The organism is Mycobacterium sp. D16Q13, from assembly GCF_002013375.1.
In the GTDB taxonomy this organism is placed as follows: Bacteria; Actinomycetota; Actinomycetes; order Mycobacteriales; family Mycobacteriaceae; genus Mycobacterium.
Map to the genome: position 1 here is coordinate 23234 of NZ_MAEW01000022.1, position 18103 is coordinate 41336.

An 18103-nucleotide genomic window follows, 5' to 3' on the forward strand; every position below is an offset into this window, starting at 1 on the left:
CACGCTAAACTATCGTCAGGATCGATAAAAACACTCCACCGGAGCCGCCCTGAAATTGGGCCGCTCCGCTATTGCGCGAGGGGGTTCCCCCATGGGCCGCGGCCGGGCAAAGGCAAAGCAGACCAAGGTTGCTCGCGAGCTGAAATACAGCTCTCCTAACACGGATCTCGAGCAGCTCCGCCGTGAACTCTCCGGCGCTCCGTCATCTCAGCCGGATGACGACCGCACCAGCGACCGCTGGACCGAAGACGAGGACGCCTGGCGCCGCTGACAGCGACCAGGCACAGCACCTCTCCCTAGAATCTTGGGTGCTGGCCCACCAGCACGGCATTCTCGCTGCCCGAATCCTTGGCTGACTTCTTGATGGCGCCAAGGGTCCAGCAGTCGATGTGCCGTGCGGTCAGGACCGCGAGCGCCCTGTCGACATCTTCGGGTGCGACGACGGCGACCATGCCGACTCCCATGTTGAAGGTCTTTTCCATCTCGGCACGCTCGATGCGGCCGCGCTGGGCGATCATCGCGAAGATCGGGCCGGGGGTCCAACTACCGCGGTCCAGCTCGGCGACCAATCCATCGGGGATCACGCGGGCGAGGTTGCCTGCGAGGCCTCCACCGGTGACGTGGCAGAAGGTCCGCACCTCGGTCTCGGCGGCCAGCGCCAGACAGTCCTTGGCGTAGATGCGCGTGGGCTCGAGGAGCTCCTCACCAAGAGTGCGACCGAACTCCTCGACCTGTCCGAACAGGTCCATCCGGTCGATTTCCAGCAGCACATGCCGCGCCAGCGAGTATCCGTTGGAATGCAGCCCCGAGGACCTCATCGCGATCACGACATCGCCCGGGCGCACCCGGTCCGGTCCTAGTACCCGATCTGCTTCCACGATGCCGACACCCGTGGCGGACAGGTCGAAGTCATCGGGAGCCATCAGACCCGGATGTTCTGCGGTCTCGCCGCCGAGCAGCGCGCAGCCCGCGATGGCACAACCCTCGGCGATGCCGGCGACCAGCTCACTGACGCGCTCGGGCACCACCTTGCCGACGGCAATGTAGTCCTGCAGGAAGAGCGGCTCGGCGCCGCACACGACCAGGTCGTCGACGACCATGGCCACCAGATCGAGGCCCACGGTGTCGCGTTTGTCCATGGCCTGCGCCACGGCGATCTTGGTGCCCACGCCGTCGGTGGAGGCCGCGAGCACCGGCTCGCGGTATCCGCCCTTGAGGGCGAACAGCCCGGCGAAGCCGCCGATACCGCCCAACACCTCGGGGCGATGCGTCTTGGCGACGGATTTCTTGAACAGCTCGACCGCCCGGTCGCCGGCTTCGATATCCACCCCGGCCGCGGCGTACGAGTTACTGGGTTTGTCGGCTCGCTCGCTCATAACGGGCCTTAGGCTACCCGTCCCGGCTGGCAGCGGTGTCCGCACAGCCCTACTTGAACCGCCCCGCGAATCCGCGCAGTGGCAGGTCGGCCGAGGTGAGGATGCCCGGCGGGGCATCGATGACGCTCCGGATGGCATTGAGCGCGGGCAGACCCGTGACGGTCATCCCGACGGACGCGAAGGCGGCGGGGTCGGAGAAGTCGGTGCCGGGCCTGGGAATGACCATGTGCTTGCTGTAGACACAGGGATCGCCCTGGATTTTCGTGATGTAGCAGCCCTTGACGTTCCAGTGCGGCTGAGTCTTCGGGGTCATCTGCCATTCAACATGCACCTCCACCTTGGGTACCCCATCGACGATCCCTTGGTACTTCAGATAGTTGGCGCCCAGGGAGCCCTTGGGCAACCGGTACCACCCGAGGTCGATGTCCTCGGTACAGGCCCCCAGCTCATAGGAGAACGTGACGTCGTCGAGTTCCAGGCCGAAGCAGTCGGCCATCAGATACACCCCGTCGGCGAAGACACGGGTGCCCTTCTCCAGGAGCGCCGGGATCTCCGGGTCCGCTACGGGGCGCCCGTATCCGACCATCTCCCAGGAGTCCACCGAATGGTGGCAGGACACATCCACCGATTCGATGACGGTCACGTTCTCGATCTCGGCGACGTCGCAGGAGTGGACGACGCCCAGGATCTGCGTCAGACCCGGATTCATCCCGGTGCCGTAAAAGGTGGATCCACCCCGTTCACACGCGGCCTGCAAGACCTCAGTGGTGGGTCGGCCCGAGGGATGCGGGTGGTTCTGGTTGCGATGGTGCCCCGTGATCCAGTCGGCGGTGGTCACGATGTCGATGCCCGCCTCGAGCACCTTCACGTAGAGATCTTCGTCGGGGAACACACCGTGGAAGGTCAGCACATCAGGCTTGGCGGCGATGATCTCCTCGACAGTGCCGGTGGCGATAACTCCGTTGGGTTCCAGCCCCACGAGCTCGCCGGCGTCCCGGCCGATCTTTTCTCTTGAGTAGCAATGTAATCCGGCCAACTCCAGATCGGGATGCTGGGCGATACGCTTGATCATCTCGGTGCCGACATTTCCGGTCGCCACCTGAAAAACCCTGATTCCACTCATGCTCGGACTTCCTCCGGATAGAACTGGGTCGCCCATTTCCGTAGGGCGATAAAGCCTTCGTATTCGGCCCGCACCAGGGCGGGCGGGTCTGAGTACCGCTGGTGCGACCAGATGTGGATGTCGGCGAGGAACTGGTCGATAATGGCCTGCGCGAAGGTCTTTGCGGTCTGGGATGGCTCATTGGTCTCGCCAGGGCCGTCCCCCGGTGGTCGTCCGATGAAGACGGTGAATCGGACATCGCAGGTCTGGTCGTCGACCGGGGTCACCGCGGACACGGTGCGGTTGTCGATCATCCCCCAGCTCTTGGTGACGGCAACTCCTAAGCCGCCGTTGATGGCCTGCACTCCGCTCCTCATATCCTCAGCCGACATGCCCGGTATCTCGTCGAAGGCAATGGTGAAATCGACATAGGAGATGGGCTCCTCGAACTCCTGCCGGGTGAACGTCGGGATGAACGGCGTTTTATGCACGTACTTGAAATGCGCGAAATCGACCCCATTTTCGAGCACATACTGCGGATGCAGTTGCAGCCGTTCCCGATACAGGGTGCTGTACGGATATCCCGGGTAGTAATCCTGGGCGCTGCTGCCATCTGCGAATCCGGTAAAGACGTCCGGGACATCGAAGTACGGCTCGCGGCCATCGACGTCATGCCAGATGTAGACCGCCTCATTGCGTTCCACTACCGGATAACTTCGAATACGCCGCAATGGATTTGGACGCTTCTCGTAGGGGATGCACACGTTCTTGCCCTCACGGTTCCATTCCCAGCCATGGAAGGGGCAGACGATGCGATCGCCCTCAACGTGCCCGCCGTGCCCGAGGTGCGCACCGAGATGCTCGCAGTAGGCATCCATGACGGCGAGCTCACCCGACTGCGCGCGCCAGGCCACCATCTCACACCCGAAGTAGGTCATCCGATGCACAGCGCCGACCGCGATCTCCGCGGACCAGGCAACCTGGAACCACCCCGTGGGCTTCATCGACAACGGCGGCTTCGGCATCGGAACCTCCTTACGCGGTGACAGTAATCCAATCCATCGACTTTTCACAGATACTTCTATGACAAATCTTGGACCGCTAACATCACTGAAATGAGCGAAGTGGTGGCCACCGGACGACGAGCTAATCGTCGCGGCCTGGCGACCCGCGAGAGCATGCTCGACGCTGCGCTGCGCGTGCTTGCCTCGGGCGATCCGGCGGCGGTGTCGGCGAATAAAATCGCCAAGGAATGCGGCGCTACCTGGGGAGCGGTCAAGTACCAGTTCGGTGATATCGACGGACTGTGGGCCGCGGTCCTGCAGCGCACCGCCGAGCGCCGGGGCGAGCAGCCCTGGCGGTCCGATCCGGAGGGCCCACTGGATCGCCGGGTCAGCGCAATCGTCGAGACCCTCTATCGGGGTTTGACCGCACCGGACTCCCGCGCCATCGAGAACCTGCGCCGCGCACTGCCCCACGAATCCGCCGAGCTGGAACGGCTATACCCCCACACCGCCGCCGAGCTGGCGTCATGGAAGCATCGTTGGGCGCGAGCGTGCCAGCAGGCGTTCGAAGGCCTGGATGTGGATCCAGTCCGGGTGCGCGAGGTGGCGGCCTTCATTCCGGGTGCCATGCGTGGGCTTGTGTCGGAAAAGCAGCTGGGAACCTATTCGGATCTGGAGGAGGCCCGTCGAGGGCTCACCAACGCGATCGTCGCCTATCTAGGAGGAATTAAGTGACGCGCACGCACGTCGTTTCGGCATTCACCGAGGACGCTCTCGGCGACCTGGATGCCACCGGGGTGGCCGAGCGCATTGCCTCCGGCGAGGTCACCGCGGCCGAATGCGCCGAGGCCGCTATCGTCCGCTTGGAACGGGTCAATCCGGCGCTCAATGCGGTGGAGTTCAAGGACTTTCCGCGGGCGCGGGAGCGGGCAGAGGCAGCCGAGGCCGGTGCCGGGACGTTCATTGCCTTTCGGGGCGTACCCACCGCGACAAAGTGCAATATCCACGTGGCGGGAATGCCGCTGACAGAAGGCTCAGCGGCGATCGCACCGACGCTGCAGACTGTCGACGGGCCATTCACCCAACAGTTTCTCAGCACCGGTGTCGTGCCCATCGCCTCGACGACCATGCCGGAATACGGCTGGTCCGCCAGCACGGAACGTTCGGGGGGCTCGGTCACCCGCAATCCGTGGCACACGGACTTCTCCGCCGGTGGGTCCTCAGGTGGCTCGGCGGCCCTGGTGGCGGCCGGCGTGGTGCCCATCGCACACGGTAACGACGGCGGCGGCTCCATCCGGATTCCGGCAGCGGTCTGCGGACTAGTTGGCCTCAAGCCCAGTCGCGGAAGACTTTTGGGCGATCCATCAAGCAGCTCGGCGCCCGTGAAGATCGTCGCCGACGGGGTGCTGGTGCGCAGCGTGCGGGACTGCGCGCGGTTCTTCGAAGCGGCCGAACTGCATTACCGCAATCCGAAGCTGCCGCCGATCGGCCGCGTGGACCGCCCGGTGCAGCGCCGGCTGCGCATCGGTCTGTGTATGGATTCCCCTTTCACTCCGGCCACGGATACCGCGACCCGGCAAGCGGTGAATTCCGCCGCGGAAATGCTTGAATCCCTTGGCCACACCGTCGAGCCATATACGCCCGCCGTGCTGCCCTCGTTCAAGACCGACTTCGAGGACTACTGGTCCTTCTTGGCGTTCGCCGTCGCGAAGGGCGGCTCCCGGCTGTTCGACGGATTCGACGGCTCCCGGCTGGACCCGCTGACGCTCGGACTCAGCCGCAGGTTCGTTAGGCGGTCGTATCGCACGCCGCTGTTCCTGGCCCGGCTGGCCGCCTCCGCCCGGGTATACGAACGCGGATTCAACTCCGGTATCGATGCCGTGCTCACTCCGGTGCTCACCCACACCACCCCGCGCATCGGGTACCTCACCCCGGATCAGGATCCCGAGGTGCTGCTGGACAAACTCGGCTCATATGTGGGGTTCACGCCGATGCACAACGCTTCCGGCGCACCGGCGATATCGCTTCCACTCGGCCAGGATCCGGACGGCCTACCCATTGGGGTGATGTTCAGTGGCCGCCGGGGCAGCGAGCGAACATTGCTTGAGCTGGCACTGGAAGTCGAGGAGGCGCGACCCTTCTCGATTCTGGGCTAATCGCCCACCCGGCCACATCCAACCCCCCAGCCGTGACACCAGTCACAAATTGTCAGTGTTGCAACAGAATTGGGACGCTCGACATGCGAGCTACCGGCTGAGCACCTACCGTTTGATTCATGCCGACGGCATCGCACCGAGCGAGCGGTATCTTCCGGAATCCCCTTTCACAACACCCACGCGCAGATGGGCTGCGGGTCCTGCTGGCCACGGCCCTCGTCGCATCATTGGTTCTCACGGACGGGGCGCCCGCCGCCCTCCACGCGACCCCGGCCATTGCGTTGTCCGCTCCGATGACGCTGACGGTGGAGTCCGGGTTCATTTCCCTGGCCTCCAGCTCGACACCACTCGGCCCGGAGCGTGGCGCCTCCGATTCCTCACCTACCTTGACCATCACCAGGCGGGCCACCGTCTCGCTGAATCCGGGCGCGAACGGCCAAGGACTCGACGCGGTGATCACGTCCCAATCACTGACTCCCCCTTCCGCCGCCGACACCCCCACGCCGGGGAGCATCCCGGTGGTCCTGGTACATGGGACCGCCGAGAATCAGCAGTATTGGGATGCGATGAAGACGAGCCTCCACGACGCCGGGATGCAGGCGTTCACCTTCGAGTACGGCCAGACTGGATTCCAGGGCCTCGTCGGGTCGATCGGACAGAAGATCGGGCTGCGCGGCTTCGGTGATGTCGAGGTGTCCACACAGCAGCTCGCCGACGAAGTCGCGACAGTCTTGGACCACACCGGCGCCGGCAAGGTCGACCTCGTGGGCCATTCCCAGGGCGGCCTGCTGATCAAGAATTTCGTGGCGCAGGACAAATCCGACAGAGTGGCCAATGTCGTTCAGCTTGCTCCGTCAACCCACGGCACCACTTTCAGTGGCCTGGCGGACTTCGTTGGCCCTGTGGGCAATTCGATCGACATCAACGGCTGGAAACCGGTCAGGGACGCGATCTACGGGGCCGCCAGCACACTGGCCTGGCCGTCCCTGTCGCAACAAACCGTGGGCAGCCGCTTCCTGGAGAAGCTCGACAAGCTGCCGGACACCAAACCTGGCGTCGACTACCTGGTGGTGAGCACCAAGGACGATGTGGTGGCCACGCCCTACAAGTCTCAATTCATCACCGCGGCACCGGGTTCCACCGCAGTCAATATCGAAGCACACTCCCTGCCCGGCGTGCCGCGGGACGGTGTGGTCGACCACGGCCTGAACACCGAGAACGTCATCTCGGCGGTGACCAACTACCTCAAGTCCAGCCAGTCGGCGCCGCGCTCCGCCAACCAGGTAAAGGCCAATCCCGGCACCACTCTGACCAGGGACGGCGACATGACAACCGTGTCCGAGGGCGGCAAGCTCGTCGCGACTATCGACGACCGGCCCGATGCAAAGCAGGACACCGCCAAGCAATCTCGCGAATCAAGCGGCAAGGCCGCTACCGGCACCACGGTCACCACGCCTTCGGGGGCCACCCTTGAGGTTGCGGGGCGCGATGTCACGCTGAAGCGCAACGGCCAATCGGTCTCCATCAGCGAAACTCACGGTGTGACGGTTGCCAATGGCCCGGCCGAACAGTCATCGGGTACCAAGAGCTCCCCGGAGCCGGATCACCGCGCCAAGGCCAACCGGGGCACCACCGCCACATCCGCCCCGGCGGGGGGTGAGACGAAAGTCAGCGAGTCGCCGGGCACGCCGGATGGCGACAAGAAGCCGTCAGCACATGAGTCCATGAGCGTCACGCCGAAAATCGGTATCGGCGCCAATGGGCTGGCAGGCCGTGGTGGGACAACGGCGGGAGGCAGACCCGCCGACCACCCGACCAGCAGCCCGGCAACCGATTCGGACTCGACGAAGTCGGCACAGTCAGCGAAGCCACCGACGGCGACCGAGAAGAACGGCACGGCCTCCACGAGCGCCGGGGCCGGAACGCACACCTCCGACGGTTCCCCGGCACGCCCCGGAGCGTCGAATACCGTTGGTGGACAACATCATTCCGCATCCAAGGGCAGCGCCGGTGGATCCGGCCCGACAGCCTCACGATCGGGGGCCGGGACGGGTGACAGCAAGCCCGGACATTCGGACACCAGTTCCAGCTCGGGTACCGGTGACCACAAGAAGGCCACCACCGGAACGTCACACGAGCACGCCGCGGGCGACTCCTAGCGGCTGCGCTGCCGCGCGCGTTGCCGCTCTCGCTGTTCTACGGGATCCGGTACGGGCACGGCCGCGACCAAGGTGCGGGTGTACTCGGTCGATGGGTTGTGCAGAATCTCGCCACGCGGCCCCAGCTCCTCCAGGACGCCATGCCGTAGCACCGCGACCTCGTCGGCCAGTCGATCCACCACCGCGAGATCGTGACTGATGAACAGGCAGGCGAACTGCCACTGACGCTGCAGTTCCTCGAACAGGTCCAGAACCGCTGCCTGCACAGACACGTCCAGTGCACTGGTGGGCTCGTCCGCGACCAGGAGGTCGGGCCCCAAAGCGAGTGCTCGGGCCAGGTTGGCGCGCTGCCGTTGACCGCCCGAAAGCTCATGTGGATAGCGGTTTTCGGTGCCTGCCGGAAGTTGCACCGCATCGATCAGCTCCGCGACGCGGCCCAGAATCTTGCGCTGGTCGCCGTATCGGTGCACCCGCATGGGTTCGGCGATGCAGTCGCCCACGCGCATTTTCGGATTGAGCGAGGTCGCCGGATCCTGGAACACGAAACCGAACTTCGCGCGCAGCGGGCGCAGCTTGCGTTGGCTCATGCCGACGAGCTCCTGCCCGAGCATCCGCACCGATCCCGAGGCGGGCTGCTGCAGCGCGGCCACGCATCGGCCGATGGTCGACTTCCCGGATCCGGACTCCCCCACCAGCCCCAGGGTCTTCCCTCGCCCGATGCTGAAGCTCACATCGTCTACCGCACGGAAGGACGAACGGCCGAGTAGGCCAGGGAATTCCACGACGAGGTTGGACACCTTCAGCACGGGTTCGGCCGATTCCGGACTCTGCGCGGGCGCATGCTCGGGATCTCCTTGCCCCAGGTGCGGGACCGCCGCCAACAACGCGCGGGTGTACGGCTCGGCGGGCTCAGCGAAAAGCCGTTCCACCGGGGCTATTTCGACGACCTTTCCCTGCTTCATGACAACCACTCGGTCTGCGATATCGGCCACCACCCCCATGTTGTGGGTGATGAGCACAATGGCACTGCCGATCCTGTCGCGCAGATCCCGCAGGAGCTCCAGGATTTCGGCTTGTACCGTCACGTCCAGGGCAGTGGTCGGCTCGTCGGCGATGATGACCGTGGGGTCGCAGGCGATGGCGATCGCGATGACCACGCGTTGTTTCTGGCCACCCGAGAGCTGATGCGGATAGCAGTCGTAGCGGCGCTCCGGATCGGGCAGCCGCACGAGTGTGAGTAGTTCGATGACACGCGCGCGGGCCTGCGCACGGCTCATATCCGAATGCGCGCGAACGGCCTCATTCACTTGGTATCCGATGGTGAACAGTGGATCCAGTGCCGCTCCGGGCTCCTGGAAAACCATCGCGATGTCCTTGCCACGCATGGCCGTCAGCTCGCGGCCCGACAGTTTGGTGACGTCGCGGCCGTCGAGCAGGACCGAACCGGTAATGCGCGCGGTGTCGGGGAGCAGCCGGATAGCGGTACGCGAGGACACCGACTTGCCCGAACCCGACTCTCCGACGACGGCAAGTACCTCCCCCGGTTTGACGTCAAACGACACATCTTCGACCGCGGACACCGGACCGCTGTCGGTGTTGAACGTCACCGACAGCGACTGGAACGACAGCGCAGCCAACGCTTCCTTCTCGCTCATGCGTCCCCCCGCCGCGTCCGCAGCAGCGGATTGATGACCTCGTTGAGACTCTCGCCCACCAGCGTCATCCCGAGAACCACCAGCACGATGGCGGTACCGGGAAAGACTCCCGTCCACCAAATACCGTTCGCCACATCCGAGAGCGCCTTGTTGAGGTCATACCCCCATTCGGCGGCCTGGGTGGGTTCGATGCCGAAGCCGAGGAAGCCGAGGCCGGCCAGGGTGAGGATGGCCTCCGCACCGTTGAGGGTGATGATCACCGGCAATGACGAGGTGACATTGGACAGGATGTGCCGAAACAGGATTCGCGGGGTGCTGGCCCCGGTGACCCGTGCGGCGTCGACGAACGGCTCCTGTTTGATACCGACAGTGGCGTTGCGTACGACTCGAAAGTATTGCGGGACGAACACAGCCATGATGGCGATGGCCGCGGCGAAAATGCCTCCGCCGGTGCTGGATTGCCCTCCGGTGACCGCGATCGACACCACGATGGCCAGCAGCAGCGAGGGCATGGCGTACAGCGCGTCGGTGACCAGCACCAGCGCACGGTCCAGCCAACCGCCCAGGTATCCGGAGGTCAGGCCCAGGGCCACACCCACCGGCAGGGAAACCACCAGCGAGGTCACGATGACCAGCAGCGCGGTACGGGCTCCGAACAGCACGCGCGAAAGCACGTCTTCACCCCGCACCGAAGTACCGAACCAGTGCTGCCAGGACGGGGCCTGCTGCCGCACGAAATCGATACTGTCCACGCTGGTTTGGGCGAACCCGTACGGCGCCAGCAGGGGCGCCAGTATCGCGACGAGAATAAATCCTGAGACGAGAACCAGGCCCGCCACCAGCGTGAACCGCTGCAGGCCATGCGTGGAACGCAATAGACCCACACCCGGCAGGCTACGGAGCCGGCCCCTGAGGGGTTCCCTGACCGATGCCGTCATCAGAACCTCACCCTCGGGTCGATGAAGGCGACCACCACGTCGATGACGAAGCTCATCACCGCGACGATGATCGCGATCACGGTGACGATGCCCTGCACCGCTACGAAGTCGCGCGCCGAAAGATAATGCGCTAGCTGTGAACCCAACCCATTCCACTCAAAGGCCGTCTCGGTGAGCACGGCACCGGCGAGCAGCATCGCGATCTGCATGCCCATCACCGTGACCACCGGCACTAGCGAGTTCCGGAAGGCGTGCCGCCCCACGACGACTCGCTCGGAAAGTCCGCGGGCGCGGGCGGCGTCCACATACCCCGCACGCAGCGTCTGCAAGAGATTGACGCGCACCAGTCGCAGGAACACCCCAGCGGTCAACAGCCCGAGGGCCAGCACCGGTAACACGAGATGTTTCAGCGCATCCACGAAATACCCACTGTTGCCATACAACACGGTGTCCACTAGCAACAGGTGGGTGCGGTGCGGCATAGCATCCAGCGCGATCTCGGTCCCCACGGTGCTGCGCCCGGATGCGGGCAACCACCCCAGTTTCACCGAGAAGAAAAGCTTGAGCAGGATCGCGACGAAGAACACCGGGGCGGCGTAGAAGAACACCGCCGCCAGCCGCAACAACACGTCGGTGGTCTTGTCGCGGTGCGTTGCGGCCAAACGGCCCAAGGGGATGCCCACCAGCAGCGCCAAGATGATCGCACCGACCGCAAGTTCCAGGGTGGCGGCGCCGTTGACCACGATGATGTCGGTGATCGAGCGCTTGTCGGTCAACGTGCGCCCGAAGTCCCCGCGCAACACGCCACTGAGGTACTCCCAATATTGAGTCCAGATGGGCCGGTCGAATCCCGCGTCAGCCTTGCGCTTGGCGATCTCCGCCGGAGTGAGTCGGCCGCCGGCCTGCGCGGTGATCGGGTCGCCGATACCGCGCATGAGCACGAACACCAGCGTCATCAGAATCCACGCCGTCGGGACGATGAGCGCCAGGCGCACTCCGAGGTAGCGCAGCAGGGTGGTGCTCATGCGGCGCCGCCGGTCTTCGTCAGCGGAGTGAACTGGAATTTGAACGAGGGGCCGAGCTTGATCCCCTCGACATTCTTCACCGATACCGCGATCTGCTTCCCGGTGAGCAGCGGCAGCGTCGAGATATAGTCGCGCGCCATCAGATCCTGGATCTGCCCGATGATGCTCAGGCGCTTGGCCCGGTCCGGCTCGGTGGCCTCGGCGGTGATGAGCCGCGTAATGGTGTCATTCTCGAAGTGGTTCACCAACATGTTGTCCGGCATGAAGAATGGGGTCAGATAGTTGTCGGGATCGGGGAAATCGGGGAACCAGCCGAACTGATACACGGGGTAGGAGTCCGATGACCGGCGCTCTTGGTAGGCGACCCACTCGGTGGACTGCAAATCCACCTGGAAGAGACCGGATGATTCGAGTTGTCCCTTGACCGCCGCGTACTCCTCGGATGAATTGCTTCCATAGTGATCCGGGTTGTACTGCAGGTTGATCAGCACCGGAACTGGAATTTTGGCATCGGACAAAAACTTTCGGGCCAGTTCCACATTGGGTTTGGCCCCGTAGAGCGTCTTGAACGATTCCACGGCACCCGACATCGAGTCGGGTACCACCGAATAGACCGGAGTGTAGATGCCCTTGTACACGTTGCGGGACAAGGCTTCGCGATCGACCAGCGAGGAGACGGCCCTGCGGACGGCCAACTTCTGCGCATCCGTGCCGCCCGGCATGGTCTTGAGATTGAAAACGATGTATCTGAGCTCTCCGCCGGGGCCCTCGTGTACCGCGAGACGCGGATTGACTCGCAACGTCTCGATGTCGTTCGGGGACAAGCTCCGGTACGCGACGTCGATGGCTCGATTCTCGATGTCGATCTTGAGGTTCTCACCACCGGTGTAGTACTTGATACCGATCAGCTCCCATTGCGGCTTGCCTAGCCCGCCAACATATGTGGGATTGGCCCGCAGGCCGATCAGCTGGTTCTTGCTATGCGAGGTGATGGTGTACGGACCCGCAAAGGGTTCGGCGCGCGCAATGGCGTCGTCATCGAGCAGCCGGTCGGGCGGAAAGACTTCCTCGTCGATGATGGGCCCGGCGTTGGTGGCAAGCACCTGAGGAAAGGTCTGGTCGTTGGGAAGTTTGAGCCGGAAGTCGACCGTCAGCTCGTCAGGCGTCTCGACGCGATCAAGGTTGGCAAGCAGCGACTGCGGCCCATTGGGATCGTCGATCACGCGCTCACGGTCATACGAGTACTTCACGTCCGATGAGGTCAGCTTGTGCCCGTTGGCGAACACCGTATTCGGCTTGAGCGTGCAGCTGTACAGCGTGGGGTTCTTGAAACCGCAGGACGCCGCCAAATCGGGCTTGAGGTCATCGGTGCCCGGGGTGAAGTTCAACAAGAACGGGTAGACCTGGTTCTCGACCTGGAACGAGCCGTTGTCGTAGGCCCCCGCGGGATCGAGTGTGGACACGCGGTCCGTGGTGCCGACCGTGAGGTACTCGCCATCGACGGCTCCTGGTGGCCGACCCACTCCACATCCGGCAACGAGCAGCACGGATGCGGCCACGGCCAGTTTGCGCATCCGAAGAGTATGGCAACACTTGCCCCAACCTGCTGGGGTGCGGTGCAATACATGTCACAAGACCGACCAAGCGAGCGTTAGGTAGGTTGGTTGCGATCCCGCCGAGCGCGCCAGCGCCCGGCGGTCATGACACCCGAGCCACACAAGGGACAAAGAATGAAGACTGCCGTCACCGGAGCCGCCGGCTTCATTGGTACCAACCTAGTCAATCTCCTGGTGGAGCACGGGCATGAAGTGGTCGCCATCGACCGCGCGGTACCCAGCGCACCGGAGACTCGCGAGGCCGTGACCTGGGTGTCCGGCGATGTTCTCGACCTGGGCGCGATGACGAAGGCCCTCGAAGGCGTCGAGGTCGTCTACCACCTGGTGGCCGTCATCACCCTCAAGCACGAAGACGAGCTGTGCTGGCGCATCAACACCGAGGGCGCGCGCACCGTCGCGCAGGCGGCTCTCGCCGTCGGCGCCCGCCGCATGGTGCATTGCAGCTCTATCGACTCCTACTCCAACAGCGTGGCCACTCTGGACGAGAACTCGCCACGCTCGACGAGTGCCGACCTACCCGTTTACCAGCGCTCCAAGTGGGGTGGCGAGGTAGCGGTGCGCGAGGTCATCGAGTCCGGGCTGGACGCCGTCATCGGCAATCCCACCGGCGTCTACGGCCCGGTGGACCTACCCAACCTGTCTCGCATCAACCAGCTGTTGTTCGACAGTGCGCGTGGGCGCCTACCCGCCATGGTGAACAGCAAGTACGACCTGGTCGACGCGCGCGACGTCGCGGCCGGGCTGTACCTGGCCGGCGAGAAGGGGCGCACGGGCGAGAACTACCTACTCGGTGGACACATGGGCAGCCTGTTACAGGTGTGCCGTCTGGCCGCACGGCATGTAGGCAAGCGCGGCCCGCTGTTCACGCTGCCGATGGGTCTGCTCAACGCTGCGGTTCCGGTCATCGAACCCATCGGGAAGCTGCTGAAGAACGACGCACTGAGCCGCGCCGCATTCAACAAACTGACCGTATCGCCCACCGCGGACATCACCAAGGCACGCACCGAGTTGGGCTACGAGCCACGCCCGATCGAGACGACGGTCACCGAACTTGTCGACTTCTTCGTCGGATCAGGCCGACTTTAACCCCACCATCACGGCGTTGCCAGGTTCACGCCGAGCGTTCTCTGCGAATTCCCTGGCCCCGCCCGGCGAGGCGAGGCCGAGCAGCAACACTTCGGCACCGGGAAGGTCCGATCTCCCGTCAGGGAACAGACCGAGCTGCTACGCCTACTGACTAAGGTGGCAGAGGCCCTGCGCGCGCATGGAATTGACGTGCCGTAGTACCGGGGTAGTTGAAACTGGCAACAATCTATACCAAGATCACCTCTTGGATCTTGATTCAGGAGGTGACGTGGAGCAGCTGTCTATCCCGCCGCGATGGGGCACTCTGGTGGCGGAATTGGCACAGCAGCAGGGCATGGACGCGGCCAAAATGCTGATGGATGTCCAGGTTTCACCTCGCTTCCTCGCCGGTGAGCCCGCGGTGCTCAGCCCCGAACAGCTTCGCGCCATGGCACGCGAAATCCTCGCCCGCACGGGGGACTTGTCCTTTGGCATTAGCCCGGAACCGATCCCGACCGAGACGCTGCAGATCCTGATGTTCAGCCTCGCGACATCGCAGACAGCCGGTGCCGCTTTTGCCCGCTGGGCAGTGTTCCGCGAGGCCATGCCGCTGATACCGAATATGACGGTGGCCAGATCTGGCGATCTCACGACCGTGGCGGTGGACGCATCGACGCTCAGATTGCACGACGCCACGGTCACGGAATGGGCCCTATCGCTCATCGTCCAAATCTGGAGCTGGTTGATCATGCGGCCCATCTGTGTGGAACGCATTCTTCTCCCCCAGGCACACCCGGCGGGACGATCCGATCGCAGCAACCTCCTCAAGGCTCCGGTCGAATTCGGTAGTGGTTCGGCCGCAATAATTCTGGGCTCCGAACTCCTCGATGTTCCAATTCTGCGTACCGAGGAAGAGATCACGTCTCTCCTCGAGCACCCGGAGCAGCTCTGGTTCAACGTCCGCGATTACCACCAGCAGCTACCCGAGCGTGTCGAGCGAATCGTCGCATCGAGTATCGGGCAGGGGATTCCCAGCGTCGGCGACATCGCGGCGGCGCTGAACATGACGCCCTCTGCGCTCCAGCGTTCACTCCGAAGCGAGTTCGGCACCTCGGTGCGAGAGATCAGAGATACCGCGCTGCGCATTGAGGCCATCAGAAGCCTGGAGGGCGGAACGGAATCTCTGAGCGATCTGTCGATCCGCCTTGGCTTTTCGGAGTTGAGCGCCTTTACTCGCGCCTTCCGGCGCTGGACGGGCGCTTCCCCGGCCCAGTACCGAAACGGCGCACGTTCGGTCAAGTAATTCGCCCAATTCGGTCATCGCACGCTTCCGCTCCATCACATAACCTCGGGCCAGGGAAATCCGAGGGGGGAAGTTTGCTATCGGTTGAACGGCGTTTCGAGTTCTCTCGGAGCCTTGAGGAAATTTCTTCGGTCGCCAGCTTCGAACTGCCATCGGCCAACGACATCGAACCCGGCAATCACGCACCCCTGGCCTTCGCCGATCAGGCTCGTCGGCTCAGTGACTTCGCCGTCGGAGACGAATTCACCACGCAGGCCGGAATCGCCGGTCTCATGACGCCCATTGAATGGGTAATCGTCGAAATCACCCACACGGCACAACTTCTCGCTGCCCGCAGGGGCCGCTACCAGATAACGTCGAAGGGTCTACAGGGCGCGACCGCCACCGTCGTGCTCAACGTCTACGAACAGACGCCGTCGGTCAGGGCAGAGCTGTTCGTGCTGATCGACGAAGTGATCTTGACCGGAGACCTTCAACATTCCTTCATGACGGCACTCGACGGCATGATCGACACCCAGGTCGAGCTCATCAAGAGGAGCTCCGAGATACTTCGGGACGTCACCGTCGTCGAGGAATACCCGCCGCGGGGACGCGAGACTTAACGCGCCTGAACGGAATCCGCACTGTCGCTTGATGTCTCCCGCACGGTCGCCGCGAGCATGTTCTCGACCACGTTCTTGCCGAGCGCCATTTCCTTGGGCAGCTCGATCGGGTAATTGCCGTCGAAGCACGCGCAGCACAACCGCGAACGGGGCTCCGTGGTGGCCGCGACCATTCCTTCGGCCGAGATGTAACCGAGGCTATCGGCACCAATAGCGGTACGGACGCCATCGAGCATCTCGTCGTCCGATTCCACCGCGTTGGCGATAAGCTCTGCCGGAGAAGCGAAATCGATGCCGTAGAAGCATGGCCAGCGCACCGGCGGGGAGGCAATGCGCACATGCACCTCGGCCGCCCCGGCCTCGCGCAGCATCCGCACCAAGGCCCGTTGCGTATTGCCGCGGACAATCGAATCATCCACTACCACAAGCCGCTTGCCGCGGATGACCTCACGAAGCGGGTTGAGCTTCAAGCGGATACCGAGCTGACGGATGGTCTGCGACGGCTGAATGAAGGTGCGGCCCACGTAGGCGTTCTTCATCAGTCCCTGTCCGTACGGGATGCCCGAGCCTTGTGCGTATCCGACGGCCGCCGGGATACCGGACTCGGGCACACCGATCACCAGGTCGGCGTCCACCGAGTGTTCGGCAGCCAGCCGGCGCCCGATATCGACGCGGGTCGAGTGCACAGAGCGGCCGTCGAGCATGCTGTCGGGCCGGGCCAGATACACGTACTCGAAGACACAAGTCTTGGGCGTCGCGTTGGCGAACCGGCTGGAGCGCACCCCGTCGGCGTCGATGGCGAGCAGCTCGCCCGGCTCGATATCCCGGACGAATGAGGCGCCCACGATGTCCAGGGCCGCGGTTTCGGAGGCGACCACCCAGCCGGTGTCGAGGCGGCCCAGGCACAGCGGCCTGACCCCGTACGGATCGCGTGCCGCGTACAGCGTGTTCTCGTCCATGAAGACCAGGCAGAACGCGCCGCGAACAGTGGGCAACAGCGACATGGCCGCTTGCTCAATGGTGGCGTCCGCAGCCCCGTGGGCCAGCAGCGCGCCCATGATGTCCGAATCGGTGGTGGCCAAACCCGGGGTCTTCGAGTTGATTAGGCCCGCATCGCGCGCACGCGTGGTGAGCTCGGCGGTGTTGACCAGGTTCCCGTTATGTCCCAACGCGATTCCAGTACCCGCGGCGGTGGTGCGGAACACCGGTTGAGCGTTCTCCCAGGTCACCGAACCGGTGGTGGAATAACGGCAGTGCCCGACCGCCACATGTCCTCGCATGGCGGCGAGGGTCTGCTCGTCGAATACCTGGCTGACCAGGCCGAGGTCCTTGAACACCACCACCTGCGAGCCGTCCGCGACGGCGATACCGGCGGCCTCCTGGCCGCGGTGCTGCAGCGCGTACAGGCCGTAGTAAGTGAGTTTTGCCACCTCTTCGCCGGGGGCCCAGACCCCGAATACGCCGCATTCTTCGCGAGGGTCGTTTTCCAGCTCGATCGGCTGTGCGGTCACGGTGCGGCTCCCTGGCTGAGTCCTGCGTGGGGTGGTGACTAGTCCAGTTTACGGGGAAGGTTGCTGAACGCAGAATCGGCTGGCCGATCCCCGTAAAACGGCCCGTCGGTGCCGCCATGAAAGTGACCGAGGCCACTGCAGCGTCGGCATCGTGACGCCCGCCTTGCGCTAGCCCAGCGGTACCAACGGCAGCCAGTCGGCGATCTCGGCAGCACGTGATCCGGACGCGGTGGCGGACCGATCGGCGGTGGCCCGATCCAGCGTCAACAGCCCCGTCGCCAGCAGCAGCCAGGTCCGTGGGGTCGTCTCCACAACGTTGGGTGGGGTTCCCCGGGTGTGGCGGGGACCCGAGATGCATTGCACCGCAACGAACGGCGGAACCCGCACCTCTACCGAGGCACCCGGAGCATCCGCGGCCAGCGTGCGGGCAGTGAACCGAACCGCGTCAGCGAGGACCGCACGCGCCGGTTCGGGCACCTGCGGGTCGCGCAGCCAGTCGGCCACCGCGAGTACGGCCGCCCTGGTCGAGGCAGCATCCGGTGCACGCGCTGGCATGGCCTCCAGCCTATCCGGGGCAGGCCGGGGCCCGGC

General features: G+C 64.3%; 16 protein-coding genes and 1 pseudogene. 8 read left to right on the forward strand and 9 right to left on the reverse strand.

Going from position 1 to position 18103, the window contains the following annotated elements; translation table 11 throughout:
* Positions 1-91 precede the first annotated feature (91 nt).
* Entirely contained in the window at positions 92-271 is a 180-nt protein-coding gene (locus B4400_RS21405) for a DUF3073 domain-containing protein (RefSeq protein ID WP_078291719.1), read from the forward strand.
* A 25-nt stretch (positions 272-296) separates the two neighbouring features.
* Here the strand turns inward: B4400_RS21405 and purM are convergent, their stop codons facing one another.
* From purM to B4400_RS21420, 3 genes are read right to left on the reverse strand one after another with little or no spacing between them, the layout of a single operon-like run.
* Positions 297-1376, reverse strand: a complete 1080-nt coding sequence (gene purM, locus B4400_RS21410) for a phosphoribosylformylglycinamidine cyclo-ligase (RefSeq protein ID WP_078312766.1) — start codon at positions 1374-1376, stop codon at positions 297-299.
* A gap of 49 nt (positions 1377-1425) precedes the next feature.
* A complete protein-coding gene (locus tag B4400_RS21415; protein WP_078312765.1) occupies positions 1426-2499 on the reverse strand; it encodes an NAD(P)H-dependent amine dehydrogenase family protein in 1074 nt (357 codons plus the stop codon).
* Positions 2496-3503: a 3-ketosteroid-9-alpha-monooxygenase, oxygenase component gene (locus B4400_RS21420; RefSeq protein WP_078312764.1), complete on the reverse strand. Its 1008-nt coding sequence runs from the start codon at positions 3501-3503 to the stop codon at positions 2496-2498. Before B4400_RS21420 ends, B4400_RS21415 begins: the two co-directional genes overlap by 4 nt.
* A gap of 153 nt (positions 3504-3656) precedes the next feature.
* Between B4400_RS21420 and B4400_RS21425 the strand changes: the two genes are divergently transcribed.
* The 3 genes from B4400_RS21425 to B4400_RS21435 all read left to right on the forward strand — a co-directional run bounded on the left by B4400_RS21425 (position 3657) and on the right by B4400_RS21435 (position 7797).
* The gene (locus tag B4400_RS21425) at positions 3657-4217 is read left to right on the forward strand and encodes a TetR/AcrR family transcriptional regulator (protein ID WP_502688425.1); all 561 of its coding nucleotides are present in this window, start codon (positions 3657-3659) and stop codon (positions 4215-4217) included.
* The gene (locus B4400_RS21430) at positions 4214-5638 is read left to right on the forward strand and encodes an amidase (protein ID WP_078312762.1); all 1425 of its coding nucleotides are present in this window, start codon (positions 4214-4216) and stop codon (positions 5636-5638) included. The genes B4400_RS21425 and B4400_RS21430 overlap by 4 nt, the downstream gene beginning before the upstream one ends.
* 119 nt (positions 5639-5757) lie before the next feature.
* Positions 5758-7797: an esterase/lipase family protein gene (locus B4400_RS21435; protein WP_078312761.1), complete on the forward strand. Its 2040-nt coding sequence runs from the start codon at positions 5758-5760 to the stop codon at positions 7795-7797.
* Here B4400_RS21435 and B4400_RS21440 read toward each other — a convergent pair.
* From B4400_RS21440 to B4400_RS21455, 4 genes are read right to left on the reverse strand one after another with little or no spacing between them, the layout of a single operon-like run.
* Complete coding sequence (locus B4400_RS21440; protein ID WP_078312760.1) at positions 7794-9452, reverse strand: ABC transporter ATP-binding protein; 1659 nt, start codon at positions 9450-9452, stop codon at positions 7794-7796. The two genes, B4400_RS21435 and B4400_RS21440, sit on opposite strands and share 4 nt — an antisense overlap.
* Positions 9449-10390 carry an ABC transporter permease gene (locus B4400_RS21445; protein ID WP_078312759.1) on the reverse strand — a complete coding sequence of 314 codons (942 nt, stop codon included), beginning with the start codon at positions 10388-10390 and terminating at the stop codon, positions 9449-9451. The genes B4400_RS21440 and B4400_RS21445 overlap by 4 nt, the downstream gene beginning before the upstream one ends.
* Positions 10390-11415: an ABC transporter permease gene (locus tag B4400_RS21450; RefSeq protein WP_078312758.1), complete on the reverse strand. Its 1026-nt coding sequence runs from the start codon at positions 11413-11415 to the stop codon at positions 10390-10392. The genes B4400_RS21445 and B4400_RS21450 overlap by 1 nt, the downstream gene beginning before the upstream one ends.
* Entirely contained in the window at positions 11412-12938 is a 1527-nt protein-coding gene (locus tag B4400_RS21455; RefSeq protein WP_078312790.1) for an ABC transporter substrate-binding protein, read from the reverse strand. The genes B4400_RS21450 and B4400_RS21455 overlap by 4 nt, the downstream gene beginning before the upstream one ends.
* Positions 12939-13145: 207 nt before the next feature.
* On the opposite strand from B4400_RS21455, the gene B4400_RS21460 reads away from it, so the two are divergent.
* The 4 genes and pseudogenes from B4400_RS21460 (at position 13146) to B4400_RS21470 (ending at position 16001) form a co-directional block, all read left to right on the forward strand.
* Positions 13146-14117 (forward strand): NAD-dependent epimerase/dehydratase family protein, encoded by a 972-nt coding sequence (locus B4400_RS21460; RefSeq protein ID WP_078312757.1) that lies wholly within the window; start codon positions 13146-13148, stop codon positions 14115-14117.
* Positions 14118-14237: 120 nt separating this feature from the next.
* Positions 14238-14315, forward strand: a pseudogene (locus B4400_RS24500) (MarR family transcriptional regulator); the annotation flags it as partial.
* Between the two features lie 70 nt (positions 14316-14385).
* A complete protein-coding gene (locus B4400_RS21465; protein ID WP_078312756.1) occupies positions 14386-15399 on the forward strand; it encodes an AraC family transcriptional regulator in 1014 nt (337 codons plus the stop codon).
* Positions 15400-15473: 74 nt separating this feature from the next.
* On the forward strand, positions 15474-16001 hold the full coding sequence (locus B4400_RS21470) for a hypothetical protein (RefSeq protein ID WP_078312755.1): 528 nt from the start codon (positions 15474-15476) through the stop codon (positions 15999-16001).
* Here the strand turns inward: B4400_RS21470 and purF are convergent.
* Together purF and B4400_RS21480 are read right to left on the reverse strand one after the other, a co-directional pair.
* On the reverse strand, positions 15998-17512 hold the full coding sequence (gene purF / locus B4400_RS21475; RefSeq protein ID WP_078312754.1) for an amidophosphoribosyltransferase: 1515 nt from the start codon (positions 17510-17512) through the stop codon (positions 15998-16000). The two genes, B4400_RS21470 and purF, sit on opposite strands and share 4 nt — an antisense overlap.
* 168 nt (positions 17513-17680) lie before the next feature.
* Complete coding sequence (locus B4400_RS21480) at positions 17681-18067, reverse strand: sterol carrier family protein (RefSeq protein ID WP_078312753.1); 387 nt, start codon at positions 18065-18067, stop codon at positions 17681-17683.
* Positions 18068-18103 lie beyond the last annotated feature (36 nt).